The 14,132-nt window shown below is 65.0% G+C and carries 17 protein-coding genes, 11 tRNA genes and 1 pseudogene; 4 read left to right on the top strand and 25 right to left on the bottom strand.

The features are described 5' to 3' along the window. Window positions 1–39 precede the first annotated feature (39 nt). The 3 genes from VXD91_RS25285 to VXD91_RS25275 all read right to left on the bottom strand — a co-directional run bounded on the left by VXD91_RS25285 (window position 40) and on the right by VXD91_RS25275 (window position 1,703). Window positions 40–573 carry a hypothetical protein gene (locus tag VXD91_RS25285; RefSeq protein ID WP_255251240.1) on the bottom strand — a complete coding sequence of 178 codons (534 nt, stop codon included), beginning with the start codon at window positions 571–573 and terminating at the stop codon, window positions 40–42. A 113-nt stretch (window positions 574–686) separates the two neighbouring features. Next, complete coding sequence (locus VXD91_RS25280) at window positions 687–1,301, bottom strand: hypothetical protein (protein ID WP_095795327.1); 615 nt, start codon at window positions 1,299–1,301, stop codon at window positions 687–689. 36 nt (window positions 1,302–1,337) lie between these two features. Further along, window positions 1,338–1,703, bottom strand: a complete 366-nt coding sequence (locus VXD91_RS25275) for a hypothetical protein (protein WP_141245040.1) — start codon at window positions 1,701–1,703, stop codon at window positions 1,338–1,340. 70 nt (window positions 1,704–1,773) lie between these two features. On the opposite strand from VXD91_RS25275, the gene VXD91_RS25270 reads away from it, so the two are divergent. Next, complete coding sequence (locus tag VXD91_RS25270) at window positions 1,774–2,187, top strand: membrane lipoprotein lipid attachment site-containing protein (RefSeq protein ID WP_095795325.1); 414 nt, start codon at window positions 1,774–1,776, stop codon at window positions 2,185–2,187. A 371-nt stretch (window positions 2,188–2,558) separates the two neighbouring features. On the opposite strand, the gene VXD91_RS25265 is transcribed toward VXD91_RS25270, so the two are convergent. The 5 genes from VXD91_RS25265 to VXD91_RS25245 form a co-directional block, all read right to left on the bottom strand. Next, window positions 2,559–3,743: an RNA-guided endonuclease TnpB family protein gene (locus tag VXD91_RS25265; protein WP_176470798.1), complete on the bottom strand. Its 1,185-nt coding sequence runs from the start codon at window positions 3,741–3,743 to the stop codon at window positions 2,559–2,561. A 189-nt stretch (window positions 3,744–3,932) separates the two neighbouring features. Continuing rightward, window positions 3,933–4,535 carry a DUF6036 family nucleotidyltransferase gene (locus VXD91_RS25260; protein ID WP_095795324.1) on the bottom strand — a complete coding sequence of 201 codons (603 nt, stop codon included), beginning with the start codon at window positions 4,533–4,535 and terminating at the stop codon, window positions 3,933–3,935. Further along, the gene (locus tag VXD91_RS25255) at window positions 4,535–5,050 is read right to left on the bottom strand and encodes a helix-turn-helix transcriptional regulator (protein WP_255251238.1); all 516 of its coding nucleotides are present in this window, start codon (window positions 5,048–5,050) and stop codon (window positions 4,535–4,537) included. Before VXD91_RS25255 ends, VXD91_RS25260 begins: the two co-directional genes overlap by 1 nt. A gap of 56 nt (window positions 5,051–5,106) precedes the next feature. Further along, window positions 5,107–7,134: a cellulase family glycosylhydrolase gene (locus tag VXD91_RS25250; RefSeq protein ID WP_095795322.1), complete on the bottom strand. Its 2,028-nt coding sequence runs from the start codon at window positions 7,132–7,134 to the stop codon at window positions 5,107–5,109. Next, window positions 7,131–7,268 (bottom strand): hypothetical protein, encoded by a 138-nt coding sequence (locus tag VXD91_RS25245; RefSeq protein ID WP_176470796.1) that lies wholly within the window; start codon window positions 7,266–7,268, stop codon window positions 7,131–7,133. The genes VXD91_RS25250 and VXD91_RS25245 overlap by 4 nt, the downstream gene beginning before the upstream one ends. 605 nt (window positions 7,269–7,873) lie before the next feature. On the opposite strand from VXD91_RS25245, the gene VXD91_RS25240 reads away from it, so the two are divergent. Continuing rightward, window positions 7,874–8,560, top strand: coding sequence for a helix-turn-helix transcriptional regulator (locus VXD91_RS25240; protein WP_346416688.1), 687 nt, complete (start codon window positions 7,874–7,876; stop codon window positions 8,558–8,560). Between the two features lie 15 nt (window positions 8,561–8,575). On the opposite strand, the pseudogene serB reads toward VXD91_RS25240, so the two are convergent. From serB to VXD91_RS25210, 6 genes and pseudogenes are all read right to left on the bottom strand, one after another. Next, a pseudogene (gene serB / locus VXD91_RS25235) lies at window positions 8,576–9,223 on the bottom strand (phosphoserine phosphatase SerB); the annotation flags it as partial. A gap of 194 nt (window positions 9,224–9,417) precedes the next feature. Beyond that, complete coding sequence (locus tag VXD91_RS25230) at window positions 9,418–9,846, bottom strand: hypothetical protein (RefSeq protein WP_095795320.1); 429 nt, start codon at window positions 9,844–9,846, stop codon at window positions 9,418–9,420. A 12-nt stretch (window positions 9,847–9,858) separates the two neighbouring features. Then, a complete protein-coding gene (locus tag VXD91_RS25225) occupies window positions 9,859–10,332 on the bottom strand; it encodes a type VII secretion target (RefSeq protein ID WP_095795319.1) in 474 nt (157 codons plus the stop codon). Beyond that, window positions 10,320–11,531, bottom strand: coding sequence for a hypothetical protein (locus VXD91_RS25220; RefSeq protein WP_141245037.1), 1,212 nt, complete (start codon window positions 11,529–11,531; stop codon window positions 10,320–10,322). Before VXD91_RS25220 ends, VXD91_RS25225 begins: the two co-directional genes overlap by 13 nt. Before the next feature lie 29 nt (window positions 11,532–11,560). Further along, window positions 11,561–11,956 (bottom strand): PIN domain-containing protein, encoded by a 396-nt coding sequence (locus VXD91_RS25215; RefSeq protein ID WP_095795317.1) that lies wholly within the window; start codon window positions 11,954–11,956, stop codon window positions 11,561–11,563. Continuing rightward, window positions 11,953–12,246, bottom strand: coding sequence for a type II toxin-antitoxin system prevent-host-death family antitoxin (locus VXD91_RS25210; protein ID WP_095795316.1), 294 nt, complete (start codon window positions 12,244–12,246; stop codon window positions 11,953–11,955). Before VXD91_RS25210 ends, VXD91_RS25215 begins: the two co-directional genes overlap by 4 nt. Before the next feature lie 83 nt (window positions 12,247–12,329). Here VXD91_RS25210 and VXD91_RS25205 point away from each other — a divergent pair, with 83 nt between their 5' ends. Together VXD91_RS25205 and VXD91_RS25200 are read left to right on the top strand one after the other, a co-directional pair. Next, window positions 12,330–12,551, top strand: coding sequence for a hypothetical protein (locus VXD91_RS25205; protein WP_095795315.1), 222 nt, complete (start codon window positions 12,330–12,332; stop codon window positions 12,549–12,551). Window positions 12,552–12,566: 15 nt separating this feature from the next. Then, the gene (locus VXD91_RS25200) at window positions 12,567–12,986 is read left to right on the top strand and encodes a hypothetical protein (protein WP_095795314.1); all 420 of its coding nucleotides are present in this window, start codon (window positions 12,567–12,569) and stop codon (window positions 12,984–12,986) included. Between the two features lie 54 nt (window positions 12,987–13,040). On the opposite strand, the gene VXD91_RS25195 is transcribed toward VXD91_RS25200, so the two are convergent. The 11 genes from VXD91_RS25195 to VXD91_RS25145 form a co-directional block, all read right to left on the bottom strand. Continuing rightward, window positions 13,041–13,116 (bottom strand) — tRNA-Arg (locus VXD91_RS25195). Window positions 13,117–13,316: 200 nt separating this feature from the next. Then, window positions 13,317–13,394, bottom strand: a tRNA-Arg gene (locus VXD91_RS25190). 1 nt (window position 13,395) lies between these two features. Beyond that, a tRNA-Arg gene (locus VXD91_RS25185) sits at window positions 13,396–13,471 on the bottom strand. 9 nt (window positions 13,472–13,480) lie between these two features. After that, a tRNA-His gene (locus VXD91_RS25180) sits at window positions 13,481–13,557 on the bottom strand. A gap of 1 nt (window position 13,558) precedes the next feature. Then, window positions 13,559–13,647: transfer RNA gene (locus VXD91_RS25175), tRNA-Ser, on the bottom strand. A gap of 13 nt (window positions 13,648–13,660) precedes the next feature. Next, window positions 13,661–13,735: transfer RNA gene (locus VXD91_RS25170), tRNA-Ala, on the bottom strand. A gap of 1 nt (window position 13,736) precedes the next feature. Beyond that, window positions 13,737–13,812: transfer RNA gene (locus tag VXD91_RS25165), tRNA-Asp, on the bottom strand. Window positions 13,813–13,817: 5 nt separating this feature from the next. Further along, window positions 13,818–13,894 (bottom strand) — tRNA-Ile (locus VXD91_RS25160). Between the two features lie 4 nt (window positions 13,895–13,898). Then, window positions 13,899–13,970, bottom strand: a tRNA-Glu gene (locus VXD91_RS25155). Between the two features lie 9 nt (window positions 13,971–13,979). Next, window positions 13,980–14,055 (bottom strand) — tRNA-Phe (locus VXD91_RS25150). Window position 14,056: 1 nt separating this feature from the next. Next, a tRNA-Glu gene (locus VXD91_RS25145) sits at window positions 14,057–14,131 on the bottom strand. Window position 14,132: the final 1 nt, after the last annotated feature.

Here is a 14,132-nt window from a genome sequence, read left to right as displayed (position 1 = left end):
CGAGACCTCACCAAATCCCAAGGCTTGGAGCCCCTTTCGTTACGGCGCCAGGCGCTGGCACAGGTGGCCAACCTGCGAGCCGGAAGTGTTGACGATTTCGCCCGCATTTCCAGTCGCTGGGTCGCCAGTCCTCATCGCGGAGGCCAACAGGTGGAGCGAATTGACCGCAGTCCGACCTGCCTCAGCCAACGCCGGAGTAGTCCCCGGCGCGATGCTGCCAGCCAGGGCGTCACCCGCTTGCTGGTATGCGTCAGCAGCTCGTCGAACAGCAGCAGTCCAGTCTGGGTTTGAGCGGACCGCCGGATCGCCGACCTTGATACCGTCCGGCAGGGTGCGGACCGCAGCCAGAGCTTGGTCAATCAGGTTCCCCGCTGGAATCCAGCCCTGCTGGCAGGTCTGGCGATCGGCTTCTGTGGTCGGCAGTGGAACTGGTGGCGCCGGAGTCGGCGCCGCGACGGTGACCGTCGTCGGTGCAGGTAGCCCCTGCACCGTGGTGTCCCGAGCCTGTGTCGTGATCGCGAATGCCGCGACGGCGGAGACAACCGCGCCGACGATTGCAGCACCGACGAGCACTGGCCACCGCCGACTACCGCCGGCCGGAGGGCCGGGCGGCAGCGGCGGGTACCCCGGCATCTGGGGCGGCGGCGGTGGCGGGAATGCCGTATCCACACCAAAAGATTTGTGAGTCATCGGCACAGCCAGTCCATCGCCTTCTGATTGGCCTGGTACATCGACACGGCGCCCCCGTTGGCGGGGTCAAAAGCCTTGAACGACTCACTCAGCGTGCGCAGGGACCCGACGGTGGTCTGTGCAACGCCAGCCAGCATCGAGCTGGTGCCAGGAGCAATCTGCGACTCCAAGGAATTGGCGGCCTGCCCGTAGATCTCGCTGGCCCGCATCACGCCAGCCTTCCACGTCGGGTTGGTCTGGACCTCGGGGCTGGTGATCGTCATTCCTTGCGGGATGACGCTCTGGGCGACCGCAGCCGCGGTGAACATCGTGTCGGTGGTGCCCCAGGCGTGGCAGGTCTGCGCGTCAGCCTGAGCGGCGGGCAGCGGCGCCGGGGGTGCCGGCGGGGCGGCCGTCACCGTCACGGTCTCCGCGGTGGGAGCCGCATTGTGAGGGGTGGCCGGGGAGGTGACCGACAGGGTGATGGCGGTGGTGATGACACCGGCGACGAGCGCGCCGGCACCCGCGGCCGCGGCAGCAGCGGGCCACAGCCGGCGCTTCGTCGGTGCCGGGTACGGCGGGTACTGCTGGGGCGGCCACGTCGGGTAGGCCGGGGGCGGCGCGATCGACATGTAAGGCTCCGGTTCCTGTAGCTGTTGGATGACGACTTACGTCGTCCACACCTTGGTGGTGTCGTTCGGTCCGATGTGCATCGGAACCCGGGTGATCGGGAACTGTGCGGCGCGCTGGATGTCGGCGGCGCCCTGGACGTCCTGCTGCTGCAGCGCCGGCGGCCCCGCGGTCAGCCGCTCCGACTGCCGGGTCGCCCAAGTGACGTCGTTGGTATCCACCTTGGTGCCGAGGGCTTCGGAGCTGGTGGAGACCAGGACCAGGGCGGCGTCGAGCTGCGAGACGGCGGTAGGCGGAGGCGGTGGGATCGGCTTTGGCGCGCTAGCAGCCAGCGTCGCCGAGGCCTTGCCGGCCGCGGCGTGAAGTACGTCGGTCTCGATCTGAAGCTTCGATTTCGCCCCCATGCTGGCCATTGTCCCAGGAACGGCGGACATGCACCACCAGTTAGACAGTTAAATGATCTGGGGGGTAAAAATGCGAAAGATCATCATCGCCGCGCTCACGGCAGCAGTCGTCGCCGGATGCGGGGCAAAGACCGAGTCCTGGCCCGGCGAGTTCTATGGCAACGCCGACAAGGTCGACATCTACGGGCAGACCTACGCCACCACCGACGTCAAGCTCCTCTGCAGCAAGACCGGCGACCAGCTGAAAATCCTAATCACCGCACCAGACGGCACCCAAGTGACCTCAACCCGGCCGAATGACGGATCCAAAAAGGCCGACATCCAGGTCACCGGCGGCAGCCATAGTCCGCAAACGCTGGTCAACGGTGCCCTGTGGAGCAGTCCCAGGGGCGAGTGGGGATTCGAGGGCGATCCCGAAGACACCGACAGCCACAAGACGTTCTACCTGCACGACGGGAGTGCGTACTGCCCCGCCAATCACTGACGGCGGCGCAGGCAGCTAATCGCGGGCCTTGCGCACAGCGAGGCTGCGCACCACCGGCGGTCGGCTCGGATCTGTCATCTGCGGCCTGGCGACGGCCTTCACTCGGGGATCAACCGGCCGACCTGTGCGCTTGCTCGCTGCCACGGCAGCTTCCGCGGCCGCTTTCAGGACCTCAGGGCTGATACGGGGCTTCTGCGCCTGATTCTTCTGATCCGCCACTGCTGTCCTCCTCCCCGAGTTCTGCTATCACCGCGTGCTCTGCGATTACCTGCAAAAAGTCGGAATCGTCCGCTCTCTTTTCTCCTAGCGGCGTACGCAGTTGACGTCCTCTCCTGGCTGTAGCCGGGAGATTCCAACCCAACATCTACTACCTATGCGGCAGGAGAATCGAGTTGAGGTTCACGGTTCGCAGACCGGCTGTTGCCGAGGTCTCCCCGTGCGGTCACCGCCCGTCCGGCGGCGATATTGCGTGCGGCGTTCACGTCGGCGTTGCACGGCCCCGCCGCGCAGGCCACGCACGCGAAAACCGCTTGGCTCTTGCGGTTCTCGGATGCGATATGCCCGCACGCGGAGCATCGTTGCGACGTGTACGCGGCCGGGACCTGCTCAACCCGACCAAATCCTTTGTGCTGCAGCCGGGCCGCCAACAGGCCCCAGCCGCTGCGGCTGATCGACCGGTTCAACCCACGCTTCTGCGCAACATTGCTTCCCGGCCGGTCGACCATTCCTTTGGCGCTGCGGGTCATGGCCCGCACATCGAGGGCCTCGATCCGGATCGTCTCGAAGCGGCGGGCGATAGTGGTGCTGGTCTTTTCCACCCAATCTTTGCGACGGTCAGTCTCGCGGGCCCGCAGCCTAGCGATCGCCAGCTTCGTCTTCGCACGCCGATTCGAGCCCCGCTGCGCGCGGGCAAGCCTGCGTTGCAACACCTTCAACCGTTTGGCCTCACCACCAGTCAAGCCCGGAGCATGCAGGAGCTCGCCAGTGGACAGGGCCGCCGACACGGCCACGCCCCGATCGATCCCGACCACGCTGCCATCGCGTGGCCCGGCGATCGGGTCGGGCACGTGCGCGAACGCGATGTGCCAGCGGCCGCCCCGATCCCGGGTGATCCGGTAGGACTTCACTCCCTCGGGGACCGGGCGGCTCAGCCGGAACCGCACCCAACCAACCTTGGGCACCTGGACCTGCCCGTAGCGGCGGTTGAGCCGCACAACGTGATGCGGTTTGACCGCCACCTGCCGGAAACCTTCATGCACACCGGCTTTGCGCCACGTCGGGCGCCGGTGAGTACCTGCGAAGAAGTTCCGCATCGCCTGCGCGAAATCCCGCAACGCTTGCTGTTGCACGGTCTGCGACCCGGCCGCCAACCACGCGAAGGCGGCCCGAGCCTCGGTCAGCTGCGCTGCTTGTTCGTTGTAGCCAGGCGCTTTACGGCCCGGCCGCCAAAACCCCTGTTGCTCCACCGCCAGATTCCACACGAACCGGGCCTGCCGGCAATGCTCGGCCAACGCCACCACCTGCTCAGCAGTGGGCAACAACCTGTAACGCGACACACCCGCACGATAACCACACCCACCGACACCCCTCCGAAAGGAGATGTGGCGTTTCCTCCCGCAGCTAATGCAACGGGCTTCCACGCCACAACCTGTCGCCAGCCAGCCACCCGCCGATGCAGAAGAAGTCGTCTGCTGGTGCGCGTAGGTCGGCTAGTGCTTGGCTGTTGCCGTAGTCGACGTCGATGTTCATTCGGCACCTGCGGTGTTGTTGCCCTCGGCGGCCTGGTTGATCCGGTATTCGAGCCAGCGGGTGGCGGTGGTGACGGCCGATGAGTAGCGGGAGTCGACTGTTGGAAGTCGTTCGGCGATGACATTGGGATCGACGAGCTGCTCTTGGAGGAGGGCGTCGACGAAGTTGCGGTCTTTCGGGCGGAATGCGCAGAGCTTGGCTACGCACAGGTCTTCTTTGTCGAGGCACCAGCCGATGAATTGTGGGTGGCCCGATGGTGGTGCGGTGTTGGCGTTTTGCACCTTGACGAGGCGGTCGCGCCATCCTTCGGGCAGTGCCGCTGTGGTGAGGTCGACGCCGTCGATGCTGAATCCGTGGAGCTGCTCGAAGGGTGAGAGTTCGCCGGCGACGCCGACGATCATGTCGGCGAGTTCGATGGTGGTGTCGTTGTCGTCGGTGATGGGCAGGATGTCGACTTCGAGTGAGCTGGTGGCCAGGTGCGGTAGTTCGTATTCGGGGTAGGTGCCCAGGATTGCTTGGGATCCGATGACGATCACTTCGGTTTGGCCGGTGATCTGGCAGGCGGCGCGGATGGCGTGTTCGAGTTGGGCGCGTCGCATCAGACGGCGCTCCGGAGTGCGAACTGGCGCTCGTCGTCGGGGAGGAGTCCGCCCATGGGGGTCACTTCGCGCATTTCGATGGCGTCGCGGTCCAGGCCGGTGAGGGCGCGGCGGAGGGCGGGGAGGTCGTTGGTTTCGACGATGTGTTGCCAGCGGTCGATGTTGGCGAGGTGCGGTTGGCCGCGTACGCCGGCGCGGAGTCGGTTGAGGTTGGCGAGGATGGTTGGGCGCCAATCGGTTAGGGACTTTTGGGTGAGGTGTGTTGCGAGTTGGCGGTGCACGCTCCAGGAGCGGCGTTCGGATCGGGTGAGGTCCGGTTCGACGGCGTGGTGGGTGACTTCGAGGCGGTAGCCCATGCAGGCTAGGAGGCGGTCGATTTGGTCGTCGCTGAAATCGATTTTGCCGGTGAGGAATTGGCTGATGCTGGGTTGGTGCACGCCGCTGAGTCGGGCGAGCTGGGATTGGCTGGTGCCCGTTGTGGTCATGATTTGGTGGAGGAGGTCGCGGCGTCTCACAAGAGAACTATAGCACCCAGTGCTATAGGGTGTGAGTTTACGGCCTTCGGGGTGCCCTAGTCCCGAGCCACGTTCGAGTGCTTCCCCGCGGCCGCTGAACCGCCATCTCGCTGGGAACCTGTGGCCGAGGTCGACTTCGTGGGTTTAGAGCTCGGGGTTGGGTGTGTGGTTGCCCCGGCGCCCTGGGTTGCCGCAGTCTTCGACGGTGTCGCTGATGTAGGAGTTGCGGCGGGTTTGGCCAGCGCTCCGGTTGCGGTGGCGCCAACAGGTGCTGCTGTCGCCGGCGATGCGGGATGGGCCGTTGCACTGCCGGTAGCGGTCGTTGCCGGCGGCGTGCTCGAGGTGGGGGTCGTCGCCGGCGATGGGTTCGGCGCGGCGGCTCCCACCGGCGCTGCGGTCGGTGCTGGGGCTGTTGACTTGGAATCTGTACGCGTGCTGCCACTTTCGCCCGTGGCGGTCGTGCCGGCGCTCGAAGCCGGCTCAGTTGTCGGTTTCGGTGCAGTTCCTGCCTCGGTGGTCTGCGCGATGGGCTTGGGGGCGACCGCTGTCGTGGCGATCGCCGACGTAGCCGCGGGGGTTGGCGCCGGCGCTGGCTTAGGTGCTGCGCCGATTCCCACGGACGCCAGCGCCCGCGCGATGGTGACCTCGGTGCCGTAGAAGCTGGCACCCAGTGCGTGGGCGGCGGCCTGGGGGCTGGTCGGGAAGTTGATGAGCATGTTGATGCCGGTTTCGGCTGCCGGGGTGATGGCGTTGAGGGTTTGTGCTGCGGCCAGGGACACGGCGTGTGCGACGGTGCTGAATGCCTGTTGCAGCGGTGCGGGGGCGGCGTTGTAGAGCGCCTTGGTGACGATGTTGGGGATCAGCAGGGCCTCGTTGACGACGGACAGCGAGAATGAGACCAGTTGTATCCACAGTGTTTGTGCGGCAGGCAGTTGCGGCGCGGTGTAGGCGGGCAGCGGTCCGGCGGCGAGCTGCTTGATCAGCGCTGCGAGGGTCTGGGCGGCGAGTTTGGGAATGCCGTCGGTGGTGAACAATCCCAGGTTGTTTTCGTCGAGTAGGTAGCCGGTGTTCAGGTCGTTGGCGGTGTAGACGAACGAGGGGCCGGCGAAGCTGAGTTTGGACCAGGCGGTCACGAAGTCGCGGAGCATCTGCGCTTGCTGTGTCTGGGTGATGCCGCCGGGCATGGTGGGGTTGCCGAACTCGGTTGCCCAAATCTGTTTGGCGGCATCGCCATTGGCTGTCATCAGCGCGTACAGGGCTTTGACTTGCTCCAGCGGTGAGTTGGCTATGCCTGCTCCGGCGCTGAAGGGGAGGGTGTAGTTGTAGGGGTGGAATGACAGTGCGTCGAAAAAGCCCTGGGCGCCAGCGGCATACATTCCTGCGAGGAATTGCTGGGGTGATACGGACATGCCGGGGACGGTGGTGACTGCGCCGAGTACTCCGGCGATGACGGTGGCGCTGGGGTTGACCGCCTTGATGGCGGTGTACGCGGCTTTGAGTATGGCGGTGTATGTCGCCGGGTCGCTGGGTGCCATGAATGTCACCGCATTAGGTTCGTTCCACACCTCATATGCGTTGATCTGGTTGGCGTAGCGCTGGGCCACTGCCGCGGCGAATGTGGCGTAGGTGTTGGGGTTTGGTGCACCGACCAGTGGGGTGCCGTCCCAGGTGGGGTTGCCGGTGATGGAGGCGGTCAGGGTGAAGCCCATCGCGTGGGCGGTGTTGATGACGTTGTCCATCTGGCCCCAGTTGTAGGTGGTGGCGCTGGTGGGCTGGATGTATATCCAGGGCACCACGATTCGCAGGTCGGTGACGCCGAGGCTGCGAATTTCGTTGAGCTGGTTGACGAGTTGGGTTTGGTTGAGCGTGTACAGGTAGGCGTCGGCGACGCCGACAGTCTGCGATGACCCGTCGGAGGTGATCGAGGCAGCGAGTTCGACGGCCATGGACACCGTTGGCGGGGCGGCCGGCGGGGCGGGGTGCGGTGCCGAGATGGTTTGGTGCGCTGCGGGTGTCAGCGCTGATAGAGCGATGGCTGATGTCGCGACGGCCATTTTTGCGCGTAGCAAGGATGTGGTGATCATGGCTGGTTCTGTCCCCCTGTTGGTTTCTGGTTTCTGCGTTTGAGCGCTCGGGTCAGGCCGATGACCAGGTAGCCGGCGCCCCACAGTTCGACGAACAGGGCGCCGGCGATGGTCAGGTCATTGGCTGTGGGCATGGCCACTGCCTTGTGGGTTGGTGGTGGATGGTCCGGGTGGTTGGGGCCCGGTAGTGAGTGCCGCTGTGGCGACGTCGCCTGGCTGATGTGTCCGCCGGGGGCCGCGGTAGTGGGCGCGGTGAACGGAGTGGGCGGGGCCTGTGTGGTTGCGGCAGCGACGGCGCTGGACCGCGGGGGTGCTTGTCGTGGAGATGCCCACGGTCGCCTCTGTCTACTCGGCTCGGGGATGTGTTGATGTCGACAGGACCATAACACCCTTGTCCGGCGCTGGGCTAGATCTTTCGCACGAGACCGATGAGTGGTCGCAGCTGCACGAGGGTCTCGGCTTCATGCATTGAACCGCCCTGTTGCATAGCCATGTTCATGCAGCTCGGATTTTTGGACCGGCGTCCGCCGGTAGCGCTTGGAGGAACGATGCTCCGCCATGGAGATGTCTAGAACAGCGCTGCAATGGCGCTCTATTGTCGCATTCAGCTGGTGAGCTGCGGCTATCGCGCCACCGATCTCGACGACCTTCCCAGCCGGCGAGGATCGCAGCGTTAGGCTGACGACGATGAGGGCCTGGATGACAACCCTGCGCGACGATGTCTGATAGCACCGCCGGCATGTTCGCGGCGCAGGTGTTCCGCGAGTCCATGGACGGGTCCGGATTGACTCGCCAGGATGTTGCCGATCGTCTCGGAGTCGGCGTCAATATGGTCAGCGCGATGCGCACCGGCAGGAAATCACCTTCGATGGAAGGCCTTGCCCGCATCGCCGCCGTGTTCAACAGGCCGGTCGCAGATTTCCTCAACCTGCCTCCAGCCGGCGAGTGGACTCTGCGCCACTACCGTCTCGCTGCGGGACTTACCCAACCCGATGTCGCGGAACAGGTGGGGGTCGACGCCACCTCAGTGGGCAAGTGGGAGCTGTACCGCACTCGGCCGCCCGAAAGCACGGTGGACCGCCTGGCGGCTGTGTACAACGTCGACCCAGACGATCTGCGCCAGGTCGTCGATCGTGCCCACGGTGGACCGATGGACCAGATTCTCACCCTGACCGACTCGGTTCGGGCTGTGGCGCAGATTGCGGTACGGGCGGTCCTGCGTGATTCCGAGTCGGTGCGAGGGCAGAACGCGTTGACTGACATCCGCGATCAGGTCATCCAGGCTCTGGGCATTCTCAACGGCGCGATGACGCAGCTCGACAGCGCGGCCGCTCTCACTCGGGCGAAAAAGACGGTCGCTGATTTAGCTCAAGTGCTCAGCGAGACCGCTGACGAATCGGGCGCGGCCCGGCCAGGCGACAGCTGACGGCCACGGCCGCATTCAGGATGATGCCGCGAACGTGTGCGCGTGCAGGCCCATAACGAACAAGATGGCGTCGAGGCCTGGCGACGATACGGTGGCGTCCGCGACAGCCTGGAGAACGGGTTTGGCGTTGAAGGCGATGCCCAGCCCGGCGGTGGTGAGCATGTCGATGTCGTTGGCGCCGTCGCCGACCGCAACGGTTTGGGTGATGGGTACGCCGGCCTGGGCGGCGAACTCGAGCAGGGCTGTCGCTTTGGCGGCTCGGTCGACGATGGGACCGACGACTCGGCCCGTGAGCTTGCCGTCGACGATTTCGAGGTTGTTGGCCTGCACGTAGTCGAGTTCGAGGTCGCGGGTGAGGTTTTCGATGACTTGGGTGAAGCCACCGGTGACGACGCCGCAGTGGTAGCCGTGCCGGCGCAGGGTTCGGATGGTGGTGCGAGCGCCCGGCGTCAGTTGCAGGGTGTCGGCGACGTCGTTCAGTGCGCGGGCGTCGAGTCCGGCGAGGGTAGCGACGCGCTGCGTGAGCGATTGGGTGAAGTCGATATCACCGCGCATCGCGGCTTCGGTGATGCGCCGAACGGTGGTTTCGGTGCCGGCCTTGGCGGCGAGCATGTCGATGACTTCGCCTTGGACCAGTGTCGAGTCGACGTCGAACATGACCACACCGGTGGGCGTGGTAGCGATGTTCGTGGCGGCGGTGGCATCCACCGTAGGTCTCCTGACTCAGGGGTTCATCTCTAGGGTGCGGTGGCTGTCCACCGATTTATTCGTGCAGGCCTGAGGTTATGACAGAGATCGGACACGATGGCCAATCACTGCGGGCGCAGGCACGACGCCCGCGCGAAAAAGGTGAAACGTCAGGATTGCTTGCTCGCGGGGTGCTCGGCGAGGTAGTCGGCCATCGTGTACGACTTGCCGGCGGCGCGGCGGCGCTCGGCTTCCTCGAACGCCTTCTGGGTTTCCGCGTGTCCTGCGTGAGTGCGCAAGTGCAGGAACAACTCTCGGTCCAAGGCGTAGACGCCGGGAATCGGGTGTGCGAGGTGTCGAATGAGCAGATCGTGCGGTGGTTCGGCGTCGGGCTCGCCGGCGTCGAGCCGGCGGAGCGCCTCCGTGGAGATCGCGTCCGCGGCGGCCTGTTCGCTGTCGGCGGTCACATGCCAGTGGACGCCGGGGTATTGGGCACGCCATGTGTGGTCGTCGGTCTGGGTGATGAGCGGTCGGATGTGGGTGGCGTACTTCTCGTACAGGGCCGTGAGTTCAGCGTCGGTGTCGTTGGGGTTGGTCATGGTGGGCTCCGTTTAGTCGGGGAAATCGGGCCAGTAGCCGGAGAGGTCGGCGGGGCTGAGCCAGTGGTAAACCATGCCGCCGGGGAGGAATTCTGAGCAGCGGAAGCCGCCGAGCATGGGTTTGCAGATGACGCGGCCGACCGGCAGCGGGGGCAGCTTGCCTTCGGTGTAGTCGAGGAGGTCGGCCGGCGCGACGTAGGTCTTCGCGGCCTCGCTGTCCTGGTTGCGGTAGGTGGCGGCGTGCTCGGTGAAGCGTTGACTGTACTGGTCGAATTGGGCGGTCTTGGCGTCGAGGGCGGCTTGTTGGCGGGCCAGGTTGGTGACGATGCCGACGGCGACGGGATAACCCATTGGGCCGTGGGTGGCGCTGATGCGCTGGACCTCGGCGGCGGCCTGGGGGCTGATGGTGGCGGCGCGGGCGTGCAGCTCGGCGTAGTCGGCGGCGACGCGGAGGAGGTCGGCAGGGTTGACGTTCAGTTGGCCCATGGCGTGTGTCCGGTTGCGGTGTGGTCTGTTTGGCTCACGCTATGCGAATGCCGTGCAGCGCGGAAGCTGCCGGGGGCGAGTTCTTGGAGGCGGGATTCGGCTTCGATGACAGGTAGCCCAGCGATGTAGTCCAAGGTGAATGGCACGGTAGTGAGCTTGTCCATGGTGCGGGTAATGACCGTAATGAGATGTGGCCACATGGCTTTTGGTGTGGAGCGGTCGTTGAGCTGACTGACTAGACCGTAGAGACGGGACAGTGCTGCCTCTTCCGATGGGCTGAGGTCGTTGACGCCGCGCTCCAGGGCGAGCGCGTTTGCGTCATGCCAGGTTTTCAATGCGGTGCGGGCTGCGCGCTGGGCATCGTCGATCTGGCTTTCCGTTGCGCTGTCGGTCAATTCGGCGGCTTTGTCCCGCAGCGTGACGTATGCGTCGCGGTATGCGGCTACGGCGGGATCGTCGCTGTTGCGCAGCTGGGGCTTGGTGAGAAACCAGGCGCGCAGGTCTAGCTCGTATTCGAGCCACTCTTGGTCGAGCTCGGCGAGGGCGGCATGCACTTCGGCGATGCGCTTGGCTCGCTGGCCGGTGATGCGCTTGGCGGGCGGCTCGGCGATGGGCTTGTGCAGGTCTTTCTGGCCGGTCGGGGGGTTCAGGCGCAGGCGTGCTGATGCGGGGATGGTGGGCTGGCGGCGGTACTGGGCCAGGGCAAGGGCGTCAGCGAAGTCGATTTGGTGGTAGGGCGGGTCGTCTTTCGGCCGAATTACTCCGGCCGCTCCCACCGCTCCGAATATGAGTACGAGGAATGTCAGCAGCATCGGGTTGAGAGGCATGTGGATTGCGTATGAAACAACGACTCCAACCGCCACCAGAAGTGTTACGGGCACCCAGACGAAGGGGCGTACGCGTGCCGGCCGCTTGATGGTGTCCATGACAGTGCGGACCCGCTCTGGTAGGTCGGCGTCAGAGACGGTGGTGGTGGGCTGGTCAGTCAGGATGGCCAGCACCGGTCCAGGCGCCGCCAGCATGTATCGCTCGGGGTCTTCGTGGTTTCCCAGGTGGAGGTAGAGGGTGTCGCGTTCACGCTCGACGATTGTGCGTAAGTGGTCCGGTAAGGGTCGTTTAGCACTCGTGGACTTGAGGAAGTCGTCAAGCGTGGCGTAAGCGCGTTTCGCCGATATGGCGGGGATTCGCTTGCGTGCCATGGTGTTTCCTTTTTGGGCCGCTTGATGTCTCACAGCGTAATGACGCTGAGCAATGGTTGTAGGCCGTCGAAGTCGGTGGTGTTGCGTGTGGCGAGGGCCGCGCCGTCGCCGATGGCGATCGCGGCGATCATGAGGTCGACGCGGCGCTTGCCGCCGGGGGTCCGGCCAGCGGTGGCGACGAGGTCGCAGAGTTCTCGGTAGATGTCCGCCTCGCGCTGGGTGAACGGGAGGCCGTCGCCGTAGGTTGATCGGTGCTGGATGAGCTCGATGGCGGCGTGGGCGGCGATGGCTGGGTTGGAATGCGCTGTGCCTTCGCTGAATTCGGCGAACGCGATCGCGGAGACAAGGAATTCATGATCGCCGGCGGGTAGGCGTTCCCAGCGTGGTGTCTGGATGAGCAGGTTGGTGTCGAGGTGGATTCTCACTGGTCGCGGTCCCCGACCCGGCCGGCGGCGTCGCGGCCGCGCTCGACCATTTCCAGCATGGCCTGCTCGTAGCCTGGTGATGTTGGTCGGGTGTAGAGGCCGGCTTGCTTGATTTGGGCGAGGGTGATGCCGCGGCGGCGTTCGGCCGGCGGTGTTGCGGGTTGTTTGGTGATGACGACGCCGGTGTCTTTGCCGCGGACGGTGACGTGGAATTCCTGGCCAGCTTCGGCGGCGGTGATGATGTCCGCGGTGTTGGTGCGTAGCTCGCGGATGCCGACGGTTTCACTCATCCACCCAATGTATCACTAATGTGTCACATCGGTGATACATTGGGTGTACCTGGACACAGAACAGCATGTGAGGGGCGGAAATCATGGCAGATAGAAGCGACTACGGCTGGTGCGACAACCGCACGGCACACGGCGTCTACGACCACACGCGGCAGCCGGACTGCGTCAATTTCGTGTCCGATGACGAGATGACTGCCCGGCTGATGGCCGAGGCCGCCGAAGCCGATCGCAAGACCATCCACGTCTGGCCGAGCGGGGCAACCAATCAGGCGGCGGCATACGTCGCCGAACACCGCCCGTACTGACAGGGGGCACGCCAGGTGGCCGATCGCGAAACACTGCCGGCCGCGCTCACGTGGCACCCGCGCGAACCGCTGACGGTGGTGATCGCTGAGGCTGATGTCGGCGAGCTCGCCGAGAAGCTCGTCAGTGACCAGTGGTGGCGTGTCGACGACCTCCTGTCGGTCAATGGGATTCATGTGAACATGCGGGCGGATCAGTTCTGGAATGCACATCCGCTGGAGGCGCGCCCGGGCCCGAGCGAGGGAACAGCGTGGGTGGGACTGCACTTCCCCGGCTACATCTTGACCTGCAGCATGCGGCGGGACGCTGCACGTGACGTCGCTGCTGGGCTGACCGGACAGTCCCCTGTCCGGGTGCCCGTGTTGTTCAGTTGCGAGCCGGACGAGGAGGCCTGGCCGGACCCGGTGGTCGTGTACTTCACGGCGCGGGGACGCTAGCCGGCCAGCTCGGCCGCGCGATGGACTGTGATATTCCGGTGGGATCGACGATTGAGCCTCCGGCGGGACTCGAACCCGCACCGGTCGCGAGGTAGAAGCTCGCCGCTCTGTCCATTTGAGCTACGGAGGCGGTGGAAGGTGGCGGAGGACAATGGAATTGAACCATCAGGCTGTTAGACCTGGCACGGGTTTCGAAGCCGCTTTGCACGCCGTGGCGCTGCCCTCCCTGACAGTGGTGGCATTGGGGGTGCCGGATGCGGGACTTGAACCTGCACGATTCCTACTAGATAGGTGCTCTGCCTGTTGAGCTAATCCGGCTTTGGTGAAAGTTGGTGCCCACGGCAGGATTTGAACCTGCGGCTTCCAGATCCGTAATCTGGCGCTCTTTCCGTGCTGAGCTACGTGGGCGTGGCGCCCCTGGCAGGATTTGAACCTACAGCCTCCGGCTCCGGACACCGGCGCGCTATCCGTTGCGCTACAGGGGCATTGACGATTGGGGTGACGGACGGGGCTCGAACCCGCAACCTCTGGGATCACAACCCAGCGCTCTACCGATTGAGCTACCGCCAACGCGGAAGTGAGAGGATTCGAACCTCCAAGCGCGGTGTTTGCCGCGCCGGCGGCTTAGCAAGCCGCTGCATTACCGTTCTGCCACACTTCCCGATTCGTTGTTTTGGTGGAGTACCGAGGACTTGAACCCCGCCATCCTGCGTGCAAGGCAGGCGCTCTGCCAGATGAGCTAGTACCCCATGGCGACCCTGACGGGGCTTGAACCCGCGACCTCCACCGTGACAGGGTGGCGAGCTTCCGACTGCTCTACAGGGCCAAATATGGTTGCCTGGAAGGGACTTGAACCCTCTACCTCCGCCTTATCAGAGCGGCGCTCTCACCAGGTGAGCTACCAGGCAGTCGTACCCCGTGCGGGACTCGAACCCGCTCCTCCGCTGTGAAAGAGCAGGAGACTAACCCATATCCGAACGGGGCGTGGGTGATTGGCGCCGTTGGCACGGATCGAACGTGCTACCTCCCGGGCTTCACTCGGGTGCTCTTCCCTGTGAGCTACAACGGCGTGGTGGTCCGTAGGAGGGTTGAACTCCTGCCGTCTGGTTGAGAACCAGGTGTGCTGCCGACTACACCAACGGACCG

The sequence above is a fragment of the Mycobacterium sp. SM3041 genome (assembly GCF_039668335.1).
Taxonomy (GTDB): Bacteria; Actinomycetota; Actinomycetes; order Mycobacteriales; family Mycobacteriaceae; genus Mycobacterium.
Note: the sequence above shows the minus strand (reverse complement) of the source record. Positions and strands in the feature narration are given on the sequence as shown.

Excerpts from the sequence above, each read along its gene's own strand:
- VXD91_RS25260 (WP_095795324.1), bottom strand. The coding sequence starts at position 4,535 with ATGCGACGCGCCCAACTCGAACACGCCATCCGCGCCGCCTGCCAGATC.
- VXD91_RS25270 (WP_095795325.1), top strand. The coding sequence starts at position 1,774 with ATGCGAAAGATCATCATCGCCGCGCTCACGGCAGCAGTCGTCGCCGGA.
- VXD91_RS25230 (WP_095795320.1), bottom strand. The coding sequence starts at position 9,846 with ATGACCAACCCCAACGACACCGACGCTGAACTCACGGCCCTGTACGAG.
- VXD91_RS25250 (WP_095795322.1), bottom strand. The coding sequence starts at position 7,134 with ATGATCACCACATCCTTGCTACGCGCAAAAATGGCCGTCGCGACATCA.
- VXD91_RS25225 (WP_095795319.1), bottom strand. The coding sequence starts at position 10,332 with ATGGGCCAACTGAACGTCAACCCTGCCGACCTCCTCCGCGTCGCCGCC.
- VXD91_RS25240 (WP_346416688.1), top strand. The coding sequence starts at position 7,874 with ATGTTCGCGGCGCAGGTGTTCCGCGAGTCCATGGACGGGTCCGGATTG.
- VXD91_RS25245 (WP_176470796.1), bottom strand. The coding sequence starts at position 7,268 with ATGCCCACAGCCAATGACCTGACCATCGCCGGCGCCCTGTTCGTCGAA.
- VXD91_RS25275 (WP_141245040.1), bottom strand. The coding sequence starts at position 1,703 with ATGGGGGCGAAATCGAAGCTTCAGATCGAGACCGACGTACTTCACGCC.
- VXD91_RS25280 (WP_095795327.1), bottom strand. The coding sequence starts at position 1,301 with ATGTCGATCGCGCCGCCCCCGGCCTACCCGACGTGGCCGCCCCAGCAG.
- VXD91_RS25220 (WP_141245037.1), bottom strand. The coding sequence starts at position 11,531 with ATGGCACGCAAGCGAATCCCCGCCATATCGGCGAAACGCGCTTACGCC.
- VXD91_RS25205 (WP_095795315.1), top strand. The coding sequence starts at position 12,330 with ATGGCAGATAGAAGCGACTACGGCTGGTGCGACAACCGCACGGCACAC.
- VXD91_RS25210 (WP_095795316.1), bottom strand. The coding sequence starts at position 12,246 with ATGAGTGAAACCGTCGGCATCCGCGAGCTACGCACCAACACCGCGGAC.